Origin of the sequence: Nostoc sp. 'Peltigera membranacea cyanobiont' 232 (genome assembly GCF_002245985.1) — a bacterium.
In the GTDB taxonomy this organism is placed as follows: domain Bacteria; phylum Cyanobacteriota; class Cyanobacteriia; order Cyanobacteriales; family Nostocaceae; genus Nostoc.
Map to the genome: position 1 here is coordinate 1 of NZ_NOLK01000041.1, position 16,036 is coordinate 16,036.

15 protein-coding genes and 1 CRISPR repeat array (1 of these 16 cut by a window edge) are annotated in these 16,036 nt (G+C 40.7%); of the genes, 6 read left to right on the plus strand and 9 right to left on the minus strand.

Annotation, left to right across the window (positions count from 1 at the left end):
* Nucleotides 1–144: 144 nt before the first annotated feature.
* Entirely contained in the window at nt 145–732 is a 588-nt protein-coding gene (locus CDG79_RS15815; RefSeq protein WP_094342943.1) for a LemA family protein, read from the minus strand.
* Between the two features lie 422 nt (nt 733–1,154).
* The gene (locus CDG79_RS15820) at nt 1,155–1,478 is read right to left on the minus strand and encodes a hypothetical protein (RefSeq protein WP_223278166.1); all 324 of its coding nucleotides are present in this window, start codon (nt 1,476–1,478) and stop codon (nt 1,155–1,157) included.
* A 193-nt stretch (nt 1,479–1,671) separates the two neighbouring features.
* Here CDG79_RS15820 and CDG79_RS15825 point away from each other — a divergent pair, with 193 nt between their 5' ends.
* Nucleotides 1,672–2,940: a bifunctional sterol desaturase/short chain dehydrogenase gene (locus CDG79_RS15825; RefSeq protein WP_094342944.1), complete on the plus strand. Its 1,269-nt coding sequence runs from the start codon at nt 1,672–1,674 to the stop codon at nt 2,938–2,940.
* Between the two features lie 170 nt (nt 2,941–3,110).
* On the opposite strand, the gene CDG79_RS15830 is transcribed toward CDG79_RS15825, so the two are convergent.
* A complete protein-coding gene (locus tag CDG79_RS15830) occupies nt 3,111–3,350 on the minus strand; it encodes a type II toxin-antitoxin system Phd/YefM family antitoxin (RefSeq protein WP_094342945.1) in 240 nt (79 codons plus the stop codon).
* Nucleotides 3,351–3,446: 96 nt separating this feature from the next.
* On the minus strand, nt 3,447–3,782 hold the full coding sequence (locus tag CDG79_RS15835; protein ID WP_094342946.1) for a XisI protein: 336 nt from the start codon (nt 3,780–3,782) through the stop codon (nt 3,447–3,449).
* A gap of 140 nt (nt 3,783–3,922) precedes the next feature.
* Between CDG79_RS15835 and CDG79_RS15840 the strand changes: the two genes are divergently transcribed.
* A complete protein-coding gene (locus CDG79_RS15840; RefSeq protein ID WP_094342947.1) occupies nt 3,923–4,606 on the plus strand; it encodes a hypothetical protein in 684 nt (227 codons plus the stop codon).
* On the opposite strand, the gene CDG79_RS15845 is transcribed toward CDG79_RS15840, so the two are convergent.
* From CDG79_RS15845 to ahcY, 5 genes are all read right to left on the minus strand, one after another.
* Nucleotides 4,581–5,081 carry a transposase gene (locus CDG79_RS15845; protein ID WP_189525018.1) on the minus strand — a complete coding sequence of 167 codons (501 nt, stop codon included), beginning with the start codon at nt 5,079–5,081 and terminating at the stop codon, nt 4,581–4,583. The two genes, CDG79_RS15840 and CDG79_RS15845, sit on opposite strands and share 26 nt — an antisense overlap.
* A complete protein-coding gene (locus CDG79_RS45490) occupies nt 4,990–5,526 on the minus strand; it encodes a helix-turn-helix domain-containing protein (RefSeq protein ID WP_094342949.1) in 537 nt (178 codons plus the stop codon). Before CDG79_RS45490 ends, CDG79_RS15845 begins: the two co-directional genes overlap by 92 nt.
* Before the next feature lie 585 nt (nt 5,527–6,111).
* Nucleotides 6,112–6,441 (minus strand): XisI protein, encoded by a 330-nt coding sequence (locus CDG79_RS15855; protein WP_094342951.1) that lies wholly within the window; start codon nt 6,439–6,441, stop codon nt 6,112–6,114.
* Complete coding sequence (locus CDG79_RS15860; protein ID WP_094342952.1) at nt 6,429–6,845, minus strand: XisH family protein; 417 nt, start codon at nt 6,843–6,845, stop codon at nt 6,429–6,431. Before CDG79_RS15860 ends, CDG79_RS15855 begins: the two co-directional genes overlap by 13 nt.
* A 137-nt stretch (nt 6,846–6,982) precedes the next feature.
* A complete protein-coding gene (gene ahcY / locus CDG79_RS15865) occupies nt 6,983–8,260 on the minus strand; it encodes an adenosylhomocysteinase (protein ID WP_094342953.1) in 1,278 nt (425 codons plus the stop codon).
* A 392-nt stretch (nt 8,261–8,652) separates the two neighbouring features.
* Here ahcY and CDG79_RS15870 point away from each other — a divergent pair, with 392 nt between their 5' ends.
* From CDG79_RS15870 to CDG79_RS15885, 4 genes are all read left to right on the plus strand, one after another.
* On the plus strand, nt 8,653–10,311 hold the full coding sequence (locus CDG79_RS15870) for a mechanosensitive ion channel family protein (RefSeq protein ID WP_094342954.1): 1,659 nt from the start codon (nt 8,653–8,655) through the stop codon (nt 10,309–10,311).
* Between the two features lie 207 nt (nt 10,312–10,518).
* On the plus strand, nt 10,519–13,866 hold the full coding sequence (locus CDG79_RS15875) for an efflux RND transporter permease subunit (protein ID WP_094342955.1): 3,348 nt from the start codon (nt 10,519–10,521) through the stop codon (nt 13,864–13,866).
* A 316-nt stretch (nt 13,867–14,182) separates the two neighbouring features.
* Nucleotides 14,183–14,620 (plus strand): DUF6918 family protein, encoded by a 438-nt coding sequence (locus CDG79_RS15880; RefSeq protein ID WP_094342956.1) that lies wholly within the window; start codon nt 14,183–14,185, stop codon nt 14,618–14,620.
* A gap of 326 nt (nt 14,621–14,946) precedes the next feature.
* Nucleotides 14,947–15,858, plus strand: coding sequence for a M23 family metallopeptidase (locus CDG79_RS15885; RefSeq protein WP_094342957.1), 912 nt, complete (start codon nt 14,947–14,949; stop codon nt 15,856–15,858).
* A gap of 81 nt (nt 15,859–15,939) precedes the next feature.
* Nucleotides 15,940–16,036: a CRISPR direct-repeat array (repeat unit 37 nt; unit sequence GTTTCAATCCCTAATAGGGATTTTAGTTGATTGCGAT) (it continues 730 nt past the right edge of the window).

The following is a 16,036-nucleotide window of genomic DNA, read 5'->3' on the forward strand; positions in this document are numbered from 1 at the left end:
ACCCGCAGAATCAACGTAAGAATTTGCTCGTCTCCTCCATGTTCTCCTCACTCGCCTACGGCATTGGTCGGAGAACTGTCGTCAACTCACGCGCATTCATCCCACACTCCTAAAAGTGAGATGTGGGACTTCTGCTGAAACTAGTTAAAAAGAAATGCGTGGAGCATTTCTTATTTCTGGAGTAGCTTCGGCGAGCAATTCTGCAACAGTAAAGTTAAAAGTATTCGCTACAAGATTGCTGGGGAAAGATTCGCTTTTGGTGTTGTAAAGTGTTACAGCATCATTAAAAGCCTGACGTGCAAAAGCAATCCGGTTTTCAGTGGAAGATAATTCTTCCATCACCTGAGTCATGGCGCGATCGGCTTTCAATTCTGGATAAGATTCTGAAAGTACCATCAAGCGGCTTAATGCACCCGTCAGCGCCCCTTCAGCATTACCCAATTGTTGCATCGCTTGAGGATCGCCAGGATTTTGCACAGCACGACTGCTAGCATTAATTGCAGAATTTCGGGCAGCAATAACTGCTTCTAAGGTTTCTCGTTCATGTTTCATATAACCTTTCGCAGTTTCCACTAAGTTGGGAATTAAATCATAGCGGCGCTGCAATTGAACATCGATTTGAGAATAAGCATTTTTGTACCGATTCCGATATTTTACTAAATCGTTGTAGCCATTAATGATAATTACAGCAAGAATGGCAACCAAAGCAACAGAAAATATTAAAAGCCCCATATTTTTAGATTATTTCCATTAGATACTTACTTTATATCCAGCAATATTTATGTGGATATAAAGATGAGTCTACTTGTAGGAAGTTGGCTTCGTCGTCTGTAAAATTAGTTACGCAATTGCACTGATATAGATAATTTGTAGGATTTTTTAAATAACCACAGAGGCACAGAGAAGCCAGTGTATTGCGCGGGTTCCCCCCGTTGTCGCAACTGGCGCAACGCAGAGAGAAAGAAAAGTAAAAAATAGCCCAAACCTTGAGTTTCCGGTAGGGGCAATTCATGAATTGCCCCTACCGCGTGTAGTTTTGCGTAAGTCCTAGATAAGAGAAATAATTTTTCGCAATTCTAAATTTTTATAAATTATATAATCTTCTCTGTGTACTCTGTGTCTCTGCGGTTGATTAAAAATTGTAATCAGTTAAGTTACCCATGAATATGAGTAAAGAGTGAATAACCACTGATAGCAAAAATAAAAAGGATGGCGGCAGGAAAAATTACTACATCCCTGACAATAAATAAAATCCAATCTTTTCTTAATTCCTGTTTAAACTTGAGTTCTCGTAGTTTTCGCTCAAGTTCTACGTCTTCTTGTGGCTGCAAGTTTTCAGTTGACATAATGAGTGGATCGTCACCTTTACTGGCAATTATTTCTGATAAATCTTTTATATCTGTCATGCTGTTCAAATACCAATAATTTCTAGTTTTAAGATTGTAGTTATGACCATTCTGCCCTGTACAATTTTTCATGCGGAATATGCCATTTTATGTAAAGCTTCATTTATCCGCATCAATTCCGTTTCACGCCTTACCAAAAGCGCATCAGCAATTGAGCAAACACTTTACCTACATTGAACCTGGCTATATGATGCTCTAGACTCGACCTTAGCGCACCTTTATCAGATCGTGAAAGAATGATTGAGAAAAACGAGTATAGACAAACATGATAAAAATGCTAGCTGAAAACTTGATGGGAATTGAGGCAGGATTACAAACTAATTGGGTTTGGCTAAATGCCAGCTTGCAGTTTGTTAGCTGGGGACTTTTTTCACTTTTACTTGCTGAGGTCTTGAGAGACAGCTACCATGCTTTGTGTCACCAAGTCAATTGGCTTGCTAAATGGCACAACAAGCACCATAGCGCCTATCGCCGCGATTTATCGATAGTTTCCCTGAAAATTTACCAAGAATCCCAACTCTATCACGACATTTTAGAATCGAGTCTACTGCTGGTGATATTGGTAGTCATTGCCTTAATTGTCCAGCAGATGGGGTTTTGGTTGGGAGTAGCTTATGGTTGCACCTTCTTATATGGCGCGTCTGTGCGATATTTCCAGGGAAAAATTGATACAGATTTCAACCACCTCCCCGGCCCTTTAGAGACAATACCATCCATTTGGTGGGTGAATCGGTCTTACCATTGGCGGCATCATTTTGATGATGTCAACGCTTATTATAGTGGTGTCTTTCCCTTAGTGGATAAAATTCTTGGTACAGGACTGTCTCTCAAGGGTAAAACTATCGCTTTAACCGGAGCATCAGGAGCGTTAGGGCAAGCGTTGGCGGCTGAACTTGTAAAGAATAATGCTAAAGTCGTGGCGTTAACCACTAATCCAGAAAAATTAGTAGAGCAAGTTGGGGTGAAGGTGGTTCCCTGGCAATTAGGTAATGAAGCTGAACTCAAGGATAGTTTAGAGAAAGTAGATATTTTAATTATCAACCACGGAATTAATGTCTATGCCACCCGCACACCAGAGGCTATCAATTCCTCTTATGAGGTGAATACCTTTTCAGCATTACGGCTGATGGATATATTTGTGACAACTGTAACAGGGCCACAGGCAAAAGCAACGAAGGAAATTTGGGTAAACACTTCTGAAGCTGAGGTTTCTCCAGCACTGAGTCCGCTTTATGAACTCAGCAAAAGAGCGTTAGGAGATATTGTTACCCTGAAGCGATTGGACAGGGATTGTGTAATTCGCAAGTTAATTCTTGGCCCATTCAAGAGTCAACTTAATCCCTATGGTGTGATGTCTGCACAGCAAGTTGCTCGTGCTATCTTATTTTTCGCACGGCGAGACTTCCGAAATATTATTGTGGCAATAAATCCTCTTACGTATCTGCTGTTTCCCTTAAAGGAAACTAGTACATGGCTATACTATCGAGTCTTCAGCCGCACAGCGAAAAGTGAACAGGACTTACGTAAACAATAGCCGAAACCCTGATTTTAGGTAGGGGCAATTTATGAATTGCTCCTACAGAGTTTAGTTTTGCGTAGGCGTAGCCCGCCGCAGGCATCGCTCCGAGTGAGTGCTGATTATTTAATGTTGAAAAAAGCATACTCTTATGGAGTTTTAAAATGTAAAGGCTATTCTATTCTGTTTCATTTACCCTCAAAACTATTTAAAATCTCTTCAGGTAAGGGACTATCAAAATTATCTGGAACAATGAACTCCCCAGCACATAAGCCATAAGGTCTAATTTGTTGAAAGGTGGCTGAAACTGGTTTAATTTCTGCAATAGGTAAACCTGCTTGCATGATAATAATACTTTCTCCTGCTGCTACTTTTTGAAGATAACTAGTTAGATTTCGCTGGATTTCATTAATTGTTACGCTTAACATAAGATGTATGTGTAGAAATATTTCTAGTATATGAAGTTGAGAGTTTTAAGTTATAGCAATGACTATTCTAGATTTAGCAGCAGCTTTTATGCTTAATTAACTAACTGCAAATTCAGTATACTGTCTGATATCGGCTGGTTGGAAGGCAAGAACAATTTGATTTTTAGGAATACCAGCGTTAACAAGTTCGTTGGCTATACCGTATTCTGTACCGTCTCTTTGAATCCATATTTTGCCGTTGATAATATCAAGATGGACTAAGCAACCATGCACCCGTTGATTATTTTCCCAGCCTAATGTTAGTAGTAGGTAATGGTTGGCGGTTTGGTCTATAATTAGTTGTCTTTCTAGTTCTCCGTAAGCATAGGTAAGTTGGGCGTATTCGGTTAATATTTTTTGAATGACTTGGCGATAGTTATCTAAGGTATCCATTGCAGTATCACTTCTCGTTTTGAGTCGAAGACAAGTAAACAAATTTTATCTCACGCAAATACGCAAATGCAAAAAGTAAGAATACAAAAATATAGTAATATTTTAAATTAGTAATGTTTCTGAAAATATAAATAATTACTATGTCAAATCCAATTCTAATAAGTTTAAAAATTTATCTTGAACAATATTGCTGTGATTTTTTCAGTAAAAGGCAAATAGACACTATTTTTTCAGGTGGAGGCTTTACCAGGGATGAATCAATAAATTGTGAGTATAAACGTGATTTAATAAATCAATATTATAAATCAGTCGATTGGGAAAGTCCAGTAATAATACCCAAATTGAATCAAGTTATAGAAACAATATTGTATTCTATTCATTTATCTGATGATGCAAAAAATAATTTTCGTAAAACACTATCAGACATTGGCTTTAAATTTGATGAAAATAAAGTAATTTATCAGCCAATTATTCCTAATAATAGTTTATTTATATCACAATTCCCTGTTGGATTGCCATTTGGAAAGCCCAAACCAGAGTTTGCTGTTCAAATTGATAAAGGTAGCCAAAAGTTAAAATTTGAATGGAAAAATGGTATTGGAATTATAGACTTTAATGTTTATCCTGATTTAACTTATCAAAAATTAGCACAAAACTTTAATTTACATTTAGGAACAACAGATGGAAGTTTAAGAAGAGCCTTGAAAGACATGAATCAAACTGAATACGAAACAAAATTTTTTCTCCATTATGCTAACAAATTTAATATGGCGAATCAAAATACAGCATTTACGGCTGTTATGAGGTACAGTAGCAGCAACTAGCAAACCAGTTTCTTAAATGTTGAGGATTTATTAAGTCAAGTGCAACAGAGATGAGTTTATCAACCATTTCTGTTGTAGTTGGAGAAAAACTGCGTAAAAAAGATTTAAGTTGTGACCACCATAATTCAATTGGATTAAAATCGGGAGAATATGAGGATAAACAAATAACTTTCGCACCTACAGCTTCAATCATTGGCACAATTGAGTCTAGTTTATGTGCGGATAAATTATCCATCACTACTACTGCTCCTGACCATAAATTTGGCACTAAAAACTTCTCAACAAATAATTCAAATGCAATACCATCCATTGAATTATTCATTGTCATTAATGCCACTACTTTTGTAATACTAATTGCTCCAATTACTGTAACTTTTGAGCCTCTATAAAAGGGGTTGAGAGAGTAGGCTCTTGTTCCCATTTGTGAACGAGCATGAGTCCTTGTTAATCCAAGTAGAACACCAGTTTCGTCCAAAAATACTAAATTTTCTGGCTCTATATGTTTGACTTCTTCCCAATAATCTAATCTTAAATTCAGGACTCAATAGTCCCCGCTTGGGTACTCCGCTTTGTTTTTTTTTCCGATTTAATCCTAATTTCTGTAACGCACGACACATTGCACTTTGACCTACCCAATTGCCAGTCTTGTCTGCAAATAATTCACACAACTCTATCAATGTTGCATCGGGATGTGATTCAACTAATTCTCTCAACTCTATGTCAGCATTTGTTAGATGACTAAATTGTGGCTTTCCTCGCGGCTTGGATTGTAAATTCCCTTCAAGTTTTTGTTGCTTTACAAGCTTTTGAACTAAACTTTTTGAGACGGAAAATATGTTAGCTACTTTTCTGATTGAGATGTTTTTTTGAAGATGTGCTGCAACTATTTTTTCTCGAAGATCGACAGAGTATGACTTCATTTAAAGGTATTTATATTTTAATTTATTGTACCTCATAACAGACGCAAGTGCTGTATACCTATACTCATACCTCAAGCTTGGATACAGTGGCATTCACAATCAAAAAAATATTTAAATCCTACTTCATCTCTGAATATTAATGATATTTATAGGGTTGACTTTGTAGCTTTCTGGAAGAATAAAAAATTTGCTATTTTTATTGACGATATTAGTCATTATGCAACTCGTAAGCACAATCAGGAAACCTGGTTAGCTAGTGAAGAAGAATATTATAAAAATATACAGCAAGATAGAAAATTGATGAAAGAAGGATGGTTTGTAATTAGATTTAGTAATTGGGAAATAAAACAAAAAGAATTATTTGATAAAGCAATGATTGATTTACAAGAAATAATTGCCTTTTCTTGATGTTTTACTCTTCTTCCTTCGTGCCTTCATAGTTAGTTCAATCCATAACGCCGAACAAGAAAGAAGGGATAAGCTTTGGCTTATCCACAAAAAATCAACTAATCAATCATGGAGTTCTCGATACCCAAGAATTGATATACTCAACTTTTAACTTCAGTCGGGATAAAATGCAAAAAATTAAACAGATGCAAAACCAGTAAATTGCCGGACATAAGGTGATCTAAAACCCAAAACAATATCTGTTTTCGGTACTCCTAACTCTACTAATTCATTAGCTATTCCTTCCTCAGTCAAATCGCGCTGAATCCAAATTTTTCCATCTTTAATGTCTACATGAACAACACAACCATAAGCGCGTTCTTCATTTTCCCATCCCACATGAACTAGAAGATAGCGATTTCTTTGACAATCAAAAATTAACTCTTTCTCTGTTCCTTCAGATAAATGATTTTCTGTATGTCTTCCTAAAACTGTTTGCACTAATTCTGAGTAATTCATTGCTTCCATAAAACAATCTCCTGTTTAATAGGTTCAAATATCAGCAACTTTAATTGATGTTCAGTAATTACTTCTTGAATAAACGGAATCAGAAAAAAATCTTTATATATTTCATAACCAATCGCTAAATATAAAATGCGGTCAGATTCTTTTTTTCTTAAAACAGAACGGTAATTAAGTGTTTGTCCTAACGCTGTATGAAATTCACTTATTTCTGATTTCCCTAGAAAAGATTTGACCTCAACTGCTATCTTTTGCCCCTCCTTTTCTGCTGCTAAAAGCCTTTCTGCTCCTAAATCGATACGAAATTCAATACCATCTACTGTAATAGATAAAGGATCATGGGTAATTAACCAATTATCTTTTTCTAAAGCTAAACGAACTGCATTGTGAAAGAAATCTTTCGCTGACATGGAAAGTTAAAATAATCATCTAAATCCTATCTTACCTAATTTTAAGTAAGGTGTTGCACTTTGCGCTCTTTGCGCGAAACACAAAAAAAAGGGATAAGCAAAACGCCTATCCCCGAAAAAATCAACTAATCAATGTATCAAGTTCCACTTGTCCAAGAATTGATGTACTCAATTTGATCTGCTGTTAGGCTATCAATTGTGATACCAATAGCTTGCAACTTCAACCGAGCAATTTCTTGATCTACTTCCACAGGAATTGAGTGCAAACCAGGGGCTAACTTACCCTTATTCTTCACCAAGAATTCACAAGCCAAAGCTTGGTTGGCAAAACTCATATCCATTACCGCGCTGGGGTGTCCTTCAGCCGCAGCTAGGTTAATCAAGCGTCCTTGTCCAAGAACGACAACTGATTTACCATTTTTCAACTTATACTCTTCAGTGAAAGGACGAACATCTTTAATTTCCTTAGCTTGTGCAGCCAAGTATTTCAAATCAAGTTCTAAGTCGAAGTGACCAGAGTTACAAACGATCGCACCGTCTTTCATGACATCGAAGTGTTCGCCGCGAACGACATGCTTGTTACCAGTCACAGTGATAAAAATATCACCTTCAGGTGCAGCTTTAGCCATTGGCAGGACGCGGAAGCCATCCATTACGGCTTCAATTGCCTTGATTGGGTCGATTTCGGTGACGATGACGTTAGCACCCATCCCACGGGCGCGGAGGGCTGTACCTTTACCACACCAGCCATAACCGACGACAACAATGTTCTTCCCAGCCAACAAAATATTTGTGGCGCGGATAATGCCATCTAGGGTTGATTGCCCAGTACCATAGCGATTATCAAAGAAGTGCTTGGTATCAGCGTCGTTGACGTTAACTGCGGGGAAGGTGAGAACGCCTTCTCTAAACATGGCGCGTAGCCGCACGATACCGGTGGTGGTTTCTTCGGTGCTACCAATCAAATCAGCGATTTGGTGTTGGCGGTGTTGGATTAAAGCCGCAACCACATCGCTACCGTCATCAACAATAATGTTGGGGCGATGATCTAAAGCTATTTGGACGTGGCGGTTATAAGTTGCGTTATCTTCGCCTTTTTGAGCAAAGACAGGAATTTCATGATCGGCGACGAGGCTAGCGGCTACGTCATCTTGAGTTGATAAGGGGTTACTAGCAATTAAAAGCGCATCTGCACCACCGGCTTTCAGAGCGATCGCCAAGTGTGCTGTTTCTGTTGTAATGTGGGCGCAAGCTACAAGGCGTAAACCAGCGAAAGGCTTTTCGATCGCAAAGCGATCGCGGATTTGCTTCAAAACCGGCATTTCGCGTCCAGCCCATTCAATGCGCTGTCTTCCCAAGGCAGCTAGGCCGAGGTCTTTAACCTCGTGCTTTAATCGGGGAGAAGTTGCGGTCATCAAAAGTTACCTCAAAAAATTAAAAAAGGCACGTAAAATTTACGCACTCTACTAGGTTATTCTACTACTGGCGATTTTTGCTTGGATGAAAGCAAATCACTAGTTAATAGCCCTCAAAACTAGCTTGACGTTTGATCGGTGGAATGTCAACTTTCTCTCCAAGTTCTTCCTTTTTGTTTTATCTTTGGTAAGAGCAAGACTCTTATCAGCCTTACCTGCTGATTCTCAGTACCTTGTCACCTGTCTAAAGATAGAGGACAAACAAAAAAACATCAAAATTTCATTGTCTAAAGGGAAAACCTCAACTTTAGATAGGTACATCTACCCAAAGTTATTGCGGAGGATAGTTATAGAAGTAGTCACCAGTAGATTTGATTTAAGGAGGTGTTTGAGTGCGTTTTCAATTTTTGGCGATCGCCAGTTCAGTAGCTATAGGCGTTGTATCTGTGCCAAAAGCCACAGCCCAGATTCCTTTTTTACCGCAGCTGCAAGCTCCCAGCAGTGTGAGTAATGATTCAGATAACAGAGTTGTTTCGGGCTGGATTTATTTAGATGGTCGTCGGTTATTTCAAATAGCGGCATCAAGAACCAACTTTCCTGAACGTTCAGAAGATATTCAAAAGAAGTTGGAGAAAATTGGTCAAAATTACTTTCAGTCACCAGCAAAAACAGCAATCAAGGTAGAAGTTCGGAAAGTCAACGAATTACCAGTAATTTATGTCAATGACCAATATCTGATGACCGTTACTTCAGAGGATGCTGGACTGCGACAAGTAGATATATCGACATCGGCAAATCAAGTCGCCGAATCGTTACAAGAAGACTTGCAACAAGCAAAACAAGAAAGACAAACTCAATCTTTAATCGACCAAGGTAAAATTGCTACGGGTACCGGAGTGGTAATGGTGATTATGAGTTTGGGTCTATATGGCTGGCAGCGACGTTCCCAAAAGGATTCAGGTTCAGTCAATCCTATTGCCTCCCAACCCCCCAGAGAGCTGCTAAACTCCCCAATTTCACCAGCAGCAAATCAACCAATTACAACACAACTGAATCAACAGCAAAAGAAGCATCTTCAAGAAGTCAAAAGACGATTATTTCAGCTAAGTCAAGCCGGGATTTGGGGAGGTGGAAGCTTTTTTATTTTGGGTCTATTTCCCTATACACGAGGGTTTCAGGTAGGAATTCTTAATGCTTTCCAATTCCCTTTGCGATTAGGTGTTGTATGCCTGGGAATCTATGTAGCCATCCGTTTGACATACGCCCTAATTGACCGCTTCGCCTCCACTCTGATCAGCAGTGGTGCTTTCCTGACTCCAGAAAGTTCTGCACGGCTGCAACTGCGAGTTTCCACATTTTCTGGTGTGACTAAAAGTATCACTACTGCTATCTGGATAGGAGTAGGTTTTTTGCTAGCGCTAGTATCTTTGGGGATAGATATTGTTCCCTTGCTAGCGGGTGCTAGTTTAGTTGGTGTTGCATTATCTTTGGCCTCGCAAAACTTAATTAAAGATGCGATTAACGGTTTCCTGATCATTTTAGAAGACCAGTATGCTTTAGGCGATGTGATTAATGTGGGAGACGTGGGAGGCTTAGTAGAAAATCTGAATCTGCGGATGACCCAAGTGCGGGATTCCGAAGGGCGCTTGATCACAATTCCCAATGGTGAAATTAAAGTTGTAGCCAATCTTTCTAGTCGTTGGTCACGTGCCGATTTAACGGTTCCCATCGCCTATCAAGCCAATACAGAAGAGGCTTTGAAGTTGATTGAAACAGTTGCTTTCGAGATGAACCAAGAAATGCAATGGCAGCGTCAAATTTTGGAACCGCCGCAAGTTTTGGGAATAGATCAATTTGGCGATCGCGGTTTGATTATTCGTGTCTGGATTAAAACACAGCCCCTCAAGCAATGGGATGTAGCACGGGAGTTTCGCCGCCGCCTGAAAGTTGCCCTAGACCAAGCCGGAATTTCCATTTCTGTACCTCAACAAGCGATTTGGGTAAATGACGAGCAGTCGTTAAATTTTCAGAGTAACGGCAAATCTCATTAGAAATAGGACTTACGCACTTAAAACCTGAATGAAACCTCGATCCTCCCTTTTTTAGGGGGGATTATGCTCCAAACTAGGGAAAAAAGGAGAATAACCCATACCCAGGATCTAAAAGTTTGTGCGATCGCCAACACTAAACCTTAATAAATTCTTATATTAATAACAAGCTACTCTGTCCATAACCAGTATTAAACTGTTCCTGGATTTATGTTTGTCAATACCTTCATCAAACGTCCAGTCCTAACTACGGTCTGTACGTTTATTATCTTGCTGCTGGGAAGCATCTGTATTCCGATCCTGCCCATTTCTCAGCTACCGGATCTCGCCCCGGTGCAAATCACCGTTAGCTCCAACAATACTGGTGCGGATGCTCAAACAACAGAAAGTACTGTCACCAATATTATTGAGCGACAAATTAATGGTGTTAAAGGTGTATCCTATATATCTTCTAATACGGGTAATGATGGTTCCAGCAATATAACTGTCTCCTTCCCAACTGATGTAAATAGCGATATTGCTCAAGTAAACGTTCAAAATAAAGAAGGACTTGCTTCACCTCAATTGCCAGATACTGTTCAACGAACAGGTGTCACCGTCGAAACGGCATCGAGCAGTCTGCTTCTCGTCTATGGGTTTTACTCAGATAATAATGAGTATGACAACATTTTTATCAGTAATTATGTCGATCTGTTTATTCTCGATCAGGTCAAACGGCTTCCTGGTGTAGGAAAAGCTACGATTTTTGGGGAGCGCAAATATGCTATGCGTCTTTGGCTTGATCCCAACAAGCTTGCTCAACATAAACTAACTCCTCAAGATGTGACAACTGCCCTGCAAGAACAAAATATTCAGGTGGGTGCAGGGGCAATTGGTAAGGAACCAGCACCAGATAATCAAAGCTTTGAATTTGCTTTACGGGCAAGCAGTCGATTTAAAGATGCGGCTGAATTTGAGGATATGGTGCTGAAGGTGAGTCAAGGTGGCACTAATGGCACTACTAATAGCACCACTAATAGTACCAGCACCACTAATAGCAGCAGTAATAGCACCCTAGTTAAGCTCAGAGATATCGGTCGAGTTGAACTGGGAGCCGAGAGCTATCTGGCTGATGCCAAATTCACCATTCCAGGGAATGCTCCCAAGCCAGCCGTGGGTTTGGGGATATATCAACTTCCGGGTAGTAATGCCCTAGACGTTGCCCATGCTGTTGAAGACCAAATCAAAATACTAGAGAAGAGTTTTCCACCTGGACTAAAAGGACAGGTGGCATTTGATACCACTCCATTTGTAGAAATTTCTTTAGAAGAAGTTCTACAGACTCTGGTTGAAGCGATTATCCTGGTAGTCTTGGTAATTTTTGTCTTTTTACAAGACTGGCGTACCACGATCATTCCCACTGTGGCGATCCCCGTTTCCCTGGTTGGGACGTGTGCGGCTCTCTTGGTTTTAGGATTTCAGATTAATACACTGACCTTATTTGGTTTTGTTCTGGCCATCGGTCTTGTTGTCGATGATGCCATTATTGTGGTGGAGGCAGTTGCAGTCAAACTGGAGCAGGGCTTGAGTCCCTTGGAGGCTGCGATGGAAGCCATGAAAGAGTTGACTGGGGCAGTCATTGCCACTTCACTTGTACTTATGGCGGTATTCATTCCAGTTACATTCATTCCGGGTACTACTGGGATTGTCTACAAACAATTTGGGTTAACCGTTGCTTGCTCTATTGCCATTTCGACCTTCAATGCTTTAACTTTCTCTCCGAGTATGGCAGCCATCCTCATGCGCCCGGCTCAGACTCCACGGGGCCCTTTGGGGTGGTTTTTTGGGCTGTTTAATCGGGGATTTAGCTGGTTTACGCGGCGCTATGTCGGCTTTGTTAGCTACCTTACCCATGTCAAGCCGATTGTAATTGGGGTTTTCATTACTGGTTTAGTAGCAACGGTTTTGATGTACAAAGCAGTGCCTACTGGATTTATTCCAGAGGAAGATCAGGGTTACTTCTTTGTAGTTGTCCAAGGGCCTGATGGGGTTTCTTTGAAATACACCGAATCTGTGATGGAGCGGGTTGCCAAGGAAGTAACATCGCTTCCCGAAGTTCAAGCTAGTTTTATGATCAGTGGTTTTGGTTTCGATGGCAATGCTTCCAATTTAGGCATTGCCTTTGCTAACCTAAAACCCTGGAAAGTGAGAACTGAAGAATCTCAGTCTGTCTATGGAATACTTCAGAGGATGAACAAAAAGCTCTCTGCAATTACAGATGCTAGAGCGATCGCTGTCAATGCTCCGCCAGTTAGAGGATTAAGTAGTACAGGCGGTTTTGAGTTTATCATTCAAGATAAAACCGGAAGTGCGCCGATTCAAACCCTGCTTGATACTGCTCAAAAATTCATTGGGGCGGCCAATAAAAACCCTGCTCTCCAACGAGTCTTCACTCAGTTCACCGCAGACACTCCTCAGTTTGACATCCAAGTGAACCGCAACCAAGCCAAATCTCTCGGCGTTGAACTCAACGACATCTTTGGGGCGTTGCAAAGTTACTTGGGGTCGCAATATGTGAATGACTTTGTGCAGGGACAGCGACAGTATCGAGTATATGTGCAAGCAGATGGAGTTTTCCGTTCTAATCCAGATGATATTGGCAAGCTCTATGTTCGCTCTGCAAGTGGGGTGATGATTCCGTTGAGCAATTTGGTGAAGGTTACTCCCTTTGTGGGGCCGAAAACCATCTCCCATTACAACTTATACAGGTCAATCAAGGTACAAGGCGCTCCGGCTCCCGGTGCTAGTTCTGGACAAGCGATTCAAGCGATGGAGAAACTAGCAGCAGAGGTCTTACCTCAAGGGTTTGGTTACGAGTGGACAGGGACTTATCTCCAAGAAAAGACATCTGGGGGATCTACGGGCTTGATTTTTGCCTTCGCCTTCGTTATTGTCTTCCTGGTGCTCGCGGCTCAGTATGAAAGCTACGTTGACCCGATCATTATTTTGCTGACAGTTCCCCTGGCAGTATTGGGAGCGATGACGGCGATTTGGCTACGTTCCAATATTTTCATGGCAGGTAGCCTCTTCCCCAAAGTGGTGGATGATATCTATTGCCAGGTAGGTCTGGTGACTTTGATTGGTCTAGCTGCAAAGAACGCGATTTTAGTCGTGGAATTTGCTAATCAGCAGCATGAGCAGGGCATGAGCTACACACGAGCGGCAGTGAAAGCGGGGCAAGAACGTCTGCGACCCATCTTAATGACCTCCTTTGCAGCGCTCTTAGGATTTTTGCCCTTGGTGATCTCTCAAGGGGCTGGAGCCAGCAGCCGTTGGTCTTTAGGAACAGCGCTCTTTGGGGGGCTGATGCTTTCAACGTTCTTGAGTTTGTTCTTGGTGCCAATTCTGTACATCTTAGTTAAGACTCTGGCTCAAGCTATATTTTCTCGGAAGCGATCGGGTGGCTCAAAACCTCCAGATTATCCAGATGGAACTTCGGCATCTGAACATAGGGCTTTACCTTCTGGTTCAAGTCTGCCAGAGACACAACTCAGGTCTCAGCAAGATGGGATAACCTGAATTTTATGATTCACCCTTTCCCTGAAACCCGCTAGAAAATGGCTTTGACAAAGAGTACTGGCCTGAATCCAAGCGTATTGCATTATGGGTGAAGCCTTAATAAGACTTACGCAAACAATAGCCAAAAAGAAAAATTTTTTTCTTAGAGCAATTCATGAATTGCCCCTAGTGCGTTAACTTTTGCGTAAGTCCTACTTAAGTAGTGAGAGCGTGATGTTCATAACATCCTCCAACTTTGATACCATTTTCTGTAATTTCCTGCTTGCTAAAAAAGTTAGTCGAATAGAAATTAAGTACTTAGATAAGGAAAAGTGAAATGGGACTTAGCGAAGGACTTTCAAACCCGACCAAAAAGGCTATGGTCATAGATGAATGTTGCAACATGATAGAAGTACAGCTGGCATCCAAGTCAGGTATGAGCGGTATTGCTTTGAAAACTGCCTTCGCCGCCCTGAAGGGAGTCAAGCCAGGGTATATCCCCTACGTAGTTGAGCAGATCCTGCCGCAGTGCTTCACGGCACTCGATCCTATTTGGAGTGAAGGCGTAGAAAAAGGCGATCCGGTTGGACACCTGAGTAAAAATCGCTCTCATACAGCAGATGCGCTACTGAGTGTCACTGATGCTAGGGTCAAGAACGCCAAACGCCAAATTGTGCGAGGAACCTATGAAAAATTTCGCGGTTCAGCTAAAAAGCACGTGGAAGAAGCAGTGCCAGATTTAGCCAAGGTAATCGATAATTACACTAAGGTTTAAGGCAGAAGGCAGGAGTAATATCACTTATAGGATTCGACACTTATGTAAGCTCAGTGACTGCCCCTCCTGAAGTAAGAAGGAAGCTGACGCAACATTGGGAGTCTTAAACCCTTGTTCTCTAGCGATTGATAAACGTATGCTGCCATTCGGTGCGCCGATGGCTGGCATACCGGGCAAATATTGTACTTGTAGTACCAAGGTGTTTGGTGAGGATCTCGATTTTAAAGATGCTATATCTGCTAAACGTCCTGATATTTTCCGAGTTAGCTTGAAACAGCAAATAATCAGAAACTATCTGAATTATTGTTTTAATAAGCTTGCAATTTATGAAAAAAATTACTGTTTATCGATACCGCACTTATGGATTAATTGGGTTAATATCCTTAACCGTCGTATTAAATACAACTACATCTGCCCTAACACAGTTAGCAAGTGATTCTCCAATACAGCATACTCCTATCCCTGCTTCTAACCTGATTTGGCCAACCCAAGGGTTTATTTCTCAAGGCTTTCGCAAATATCAACATGAAGGAATTGATATTGCAGGGGCATCTGGAACTCCGATTATTGCTGCTGCATCGGGTAGGGTTGTAAAAGCAGGTTGGGATAATTGGGGATTAGGCAATGCGATAACTATTAAACATCTTGATGGCAGTATTACTATTTATGGTCACAATCGCCGTTTGTTGGTGAGCAAGGGTCAACAGGTCATTCAAGGTCAAATTATTGCTGAGATGGGATCTACGGGCAATAGTACAGCACCTCATCTCCACTTTGAAGTTCATCCAAATGGTCAAATAGCAGTTGATCCCCTTCGTCTGTTGACATCCTTAACTGCAAGTGTTTTTCCTGCTTCTAAAGTTCAACAAGTTGATAACCCTAACCACCCAGTCTCGACACGCCCAGTAGCAAAGCAGGCTTCACCTTCACAGCTAATTCCAATAGCTTTTGCACCTATTAATAATATTCAGTGTAATGGAGTTATCATCATTGAGGGTGAGACTGCAAATATTCGTGTAAAAGTATGTGAAGAAAATGGTCAGTTATTTTATATTGGGCAGTTGAAGCAAGACCCAAGCAAGCCGATAAAAATTGCAGCTTTAAATATTGGTCAAGGCAAATATCGAGCAGATAATGGTAGTTTCTATTATTTAGTCAGCCCTGAAAAAGTGGAAGTTTGGCGAAATGGCACTCAGATGCGTTCTGACAGATTTTATACTTTAACCAAATCGCCATAAAGTTAGCATCTAAGATTCGTCAATAGGGATTTTAGTTGATTGCGATTTGGCATAGAGATAATACAACAGTAGTGCCAATAGGTTTCAATCCCTAATAGGGATTTTAGTTGATTGCGATGTGTGTGGCATAAATGGTGAGTACAGGATTTTACCTTGCGTTTCAATCCCTAATAGGGAT

Excerpts from the sequence above, each read along its gene's own strand:
- CDG79_RS15815 (WP_094342943.1), bottom strand. The coding sequence starts at position 732 with ATGGGGCTTTTAATATTTTCTGTTGCTTTGGTTGCCATTCTTGCTGTA.
- CDG79_RS15820 (WP_223278166.1), bottom strand. The coding sequence starts at position 1,478 with ATGAAAAATTGTACAGGGCAGAATGGTCATAACTACAATCTTAAAACT.
- CDG79_RS15825 (WP_094342944.1), top strand. The coding sequence starts at position 1,672 with ATGATAAAAATGCTAGCTGAAAACTTGATGGGAATTGAGGCAGGATTA.
- CDG79_RS15830 (WP_094342945.1), bottom strand. The coding sequence starts at position 3,350 with ATGTTAAGCGTAACAATTAATGAAATCCAGCGAAATCTAACTAGTTAT.
- CDG79_RS15835 (WP_094342946.1), bottom strand. The coding sequence starts at position 3,782 with ATGGATACCTTAGATAACTATCGCCAAGTCATTCAAAAAATATTAACC.
- CDG79_RS15840 (WP_094342947.1), top strand. The coding sequence starts at position 3,923 with ATGTCAAATCCAATTCTAATAAGTTTAAAAATTTATCTTGAACAATAT.
- CDG79_RS45490 (WP_094342949.1), bottom strand. The coding sequence starts at position 5,526 with ATGAAGTCATACTCTGTCGATCTTCGAGAAAAAATAGTTGCAGCACAT.
- CDG79_RS15855 (WP_094342951.1), bottom strand. The coding sequence starts at position 6,441 with ATGGAAGCAATGAATTACTCAGAATTAGTGCAAACAGTTTTAGGAAGA.
- CDG79_RS15860 (WP_094342952.1), bottom strand. The coding sequence starts at position 6,845 with ATGTCAGCGAAAGATTTCTTTCACAATGCAGTTCGTTTAGCTTTAGAA.
- ahcY (WP_094342953.1), bottom strand. The coding sequence starts at position 8,260 with ATGACCGCAACTTCTCCCCGATTAAAGCACGAGGTTAAAGACCTCGGC.
- CDG79_RS15875 (WP_094342955.1), top strand. The coding sequence starts at position 10,519 with ATGTTTGTCAATACCTTCATCAAACGTCCAGTCCTAACTACGGTCTGT.
- CDG79_RS15880 (WP_094342956.1), top strand. The coding sequence starts at position 14,183 with ATGGGACTTAGCGAAGGACTTTCAAACCCGACCAAAAAGGCTATGGTC.
- CDG79_RS15885 (WP_094342957.1), top strand. The coding sequence starts at position 14,947 with ATGAAAAAAATTACTGTTTATCGATACCGCACTTATGGATTAATTGGG.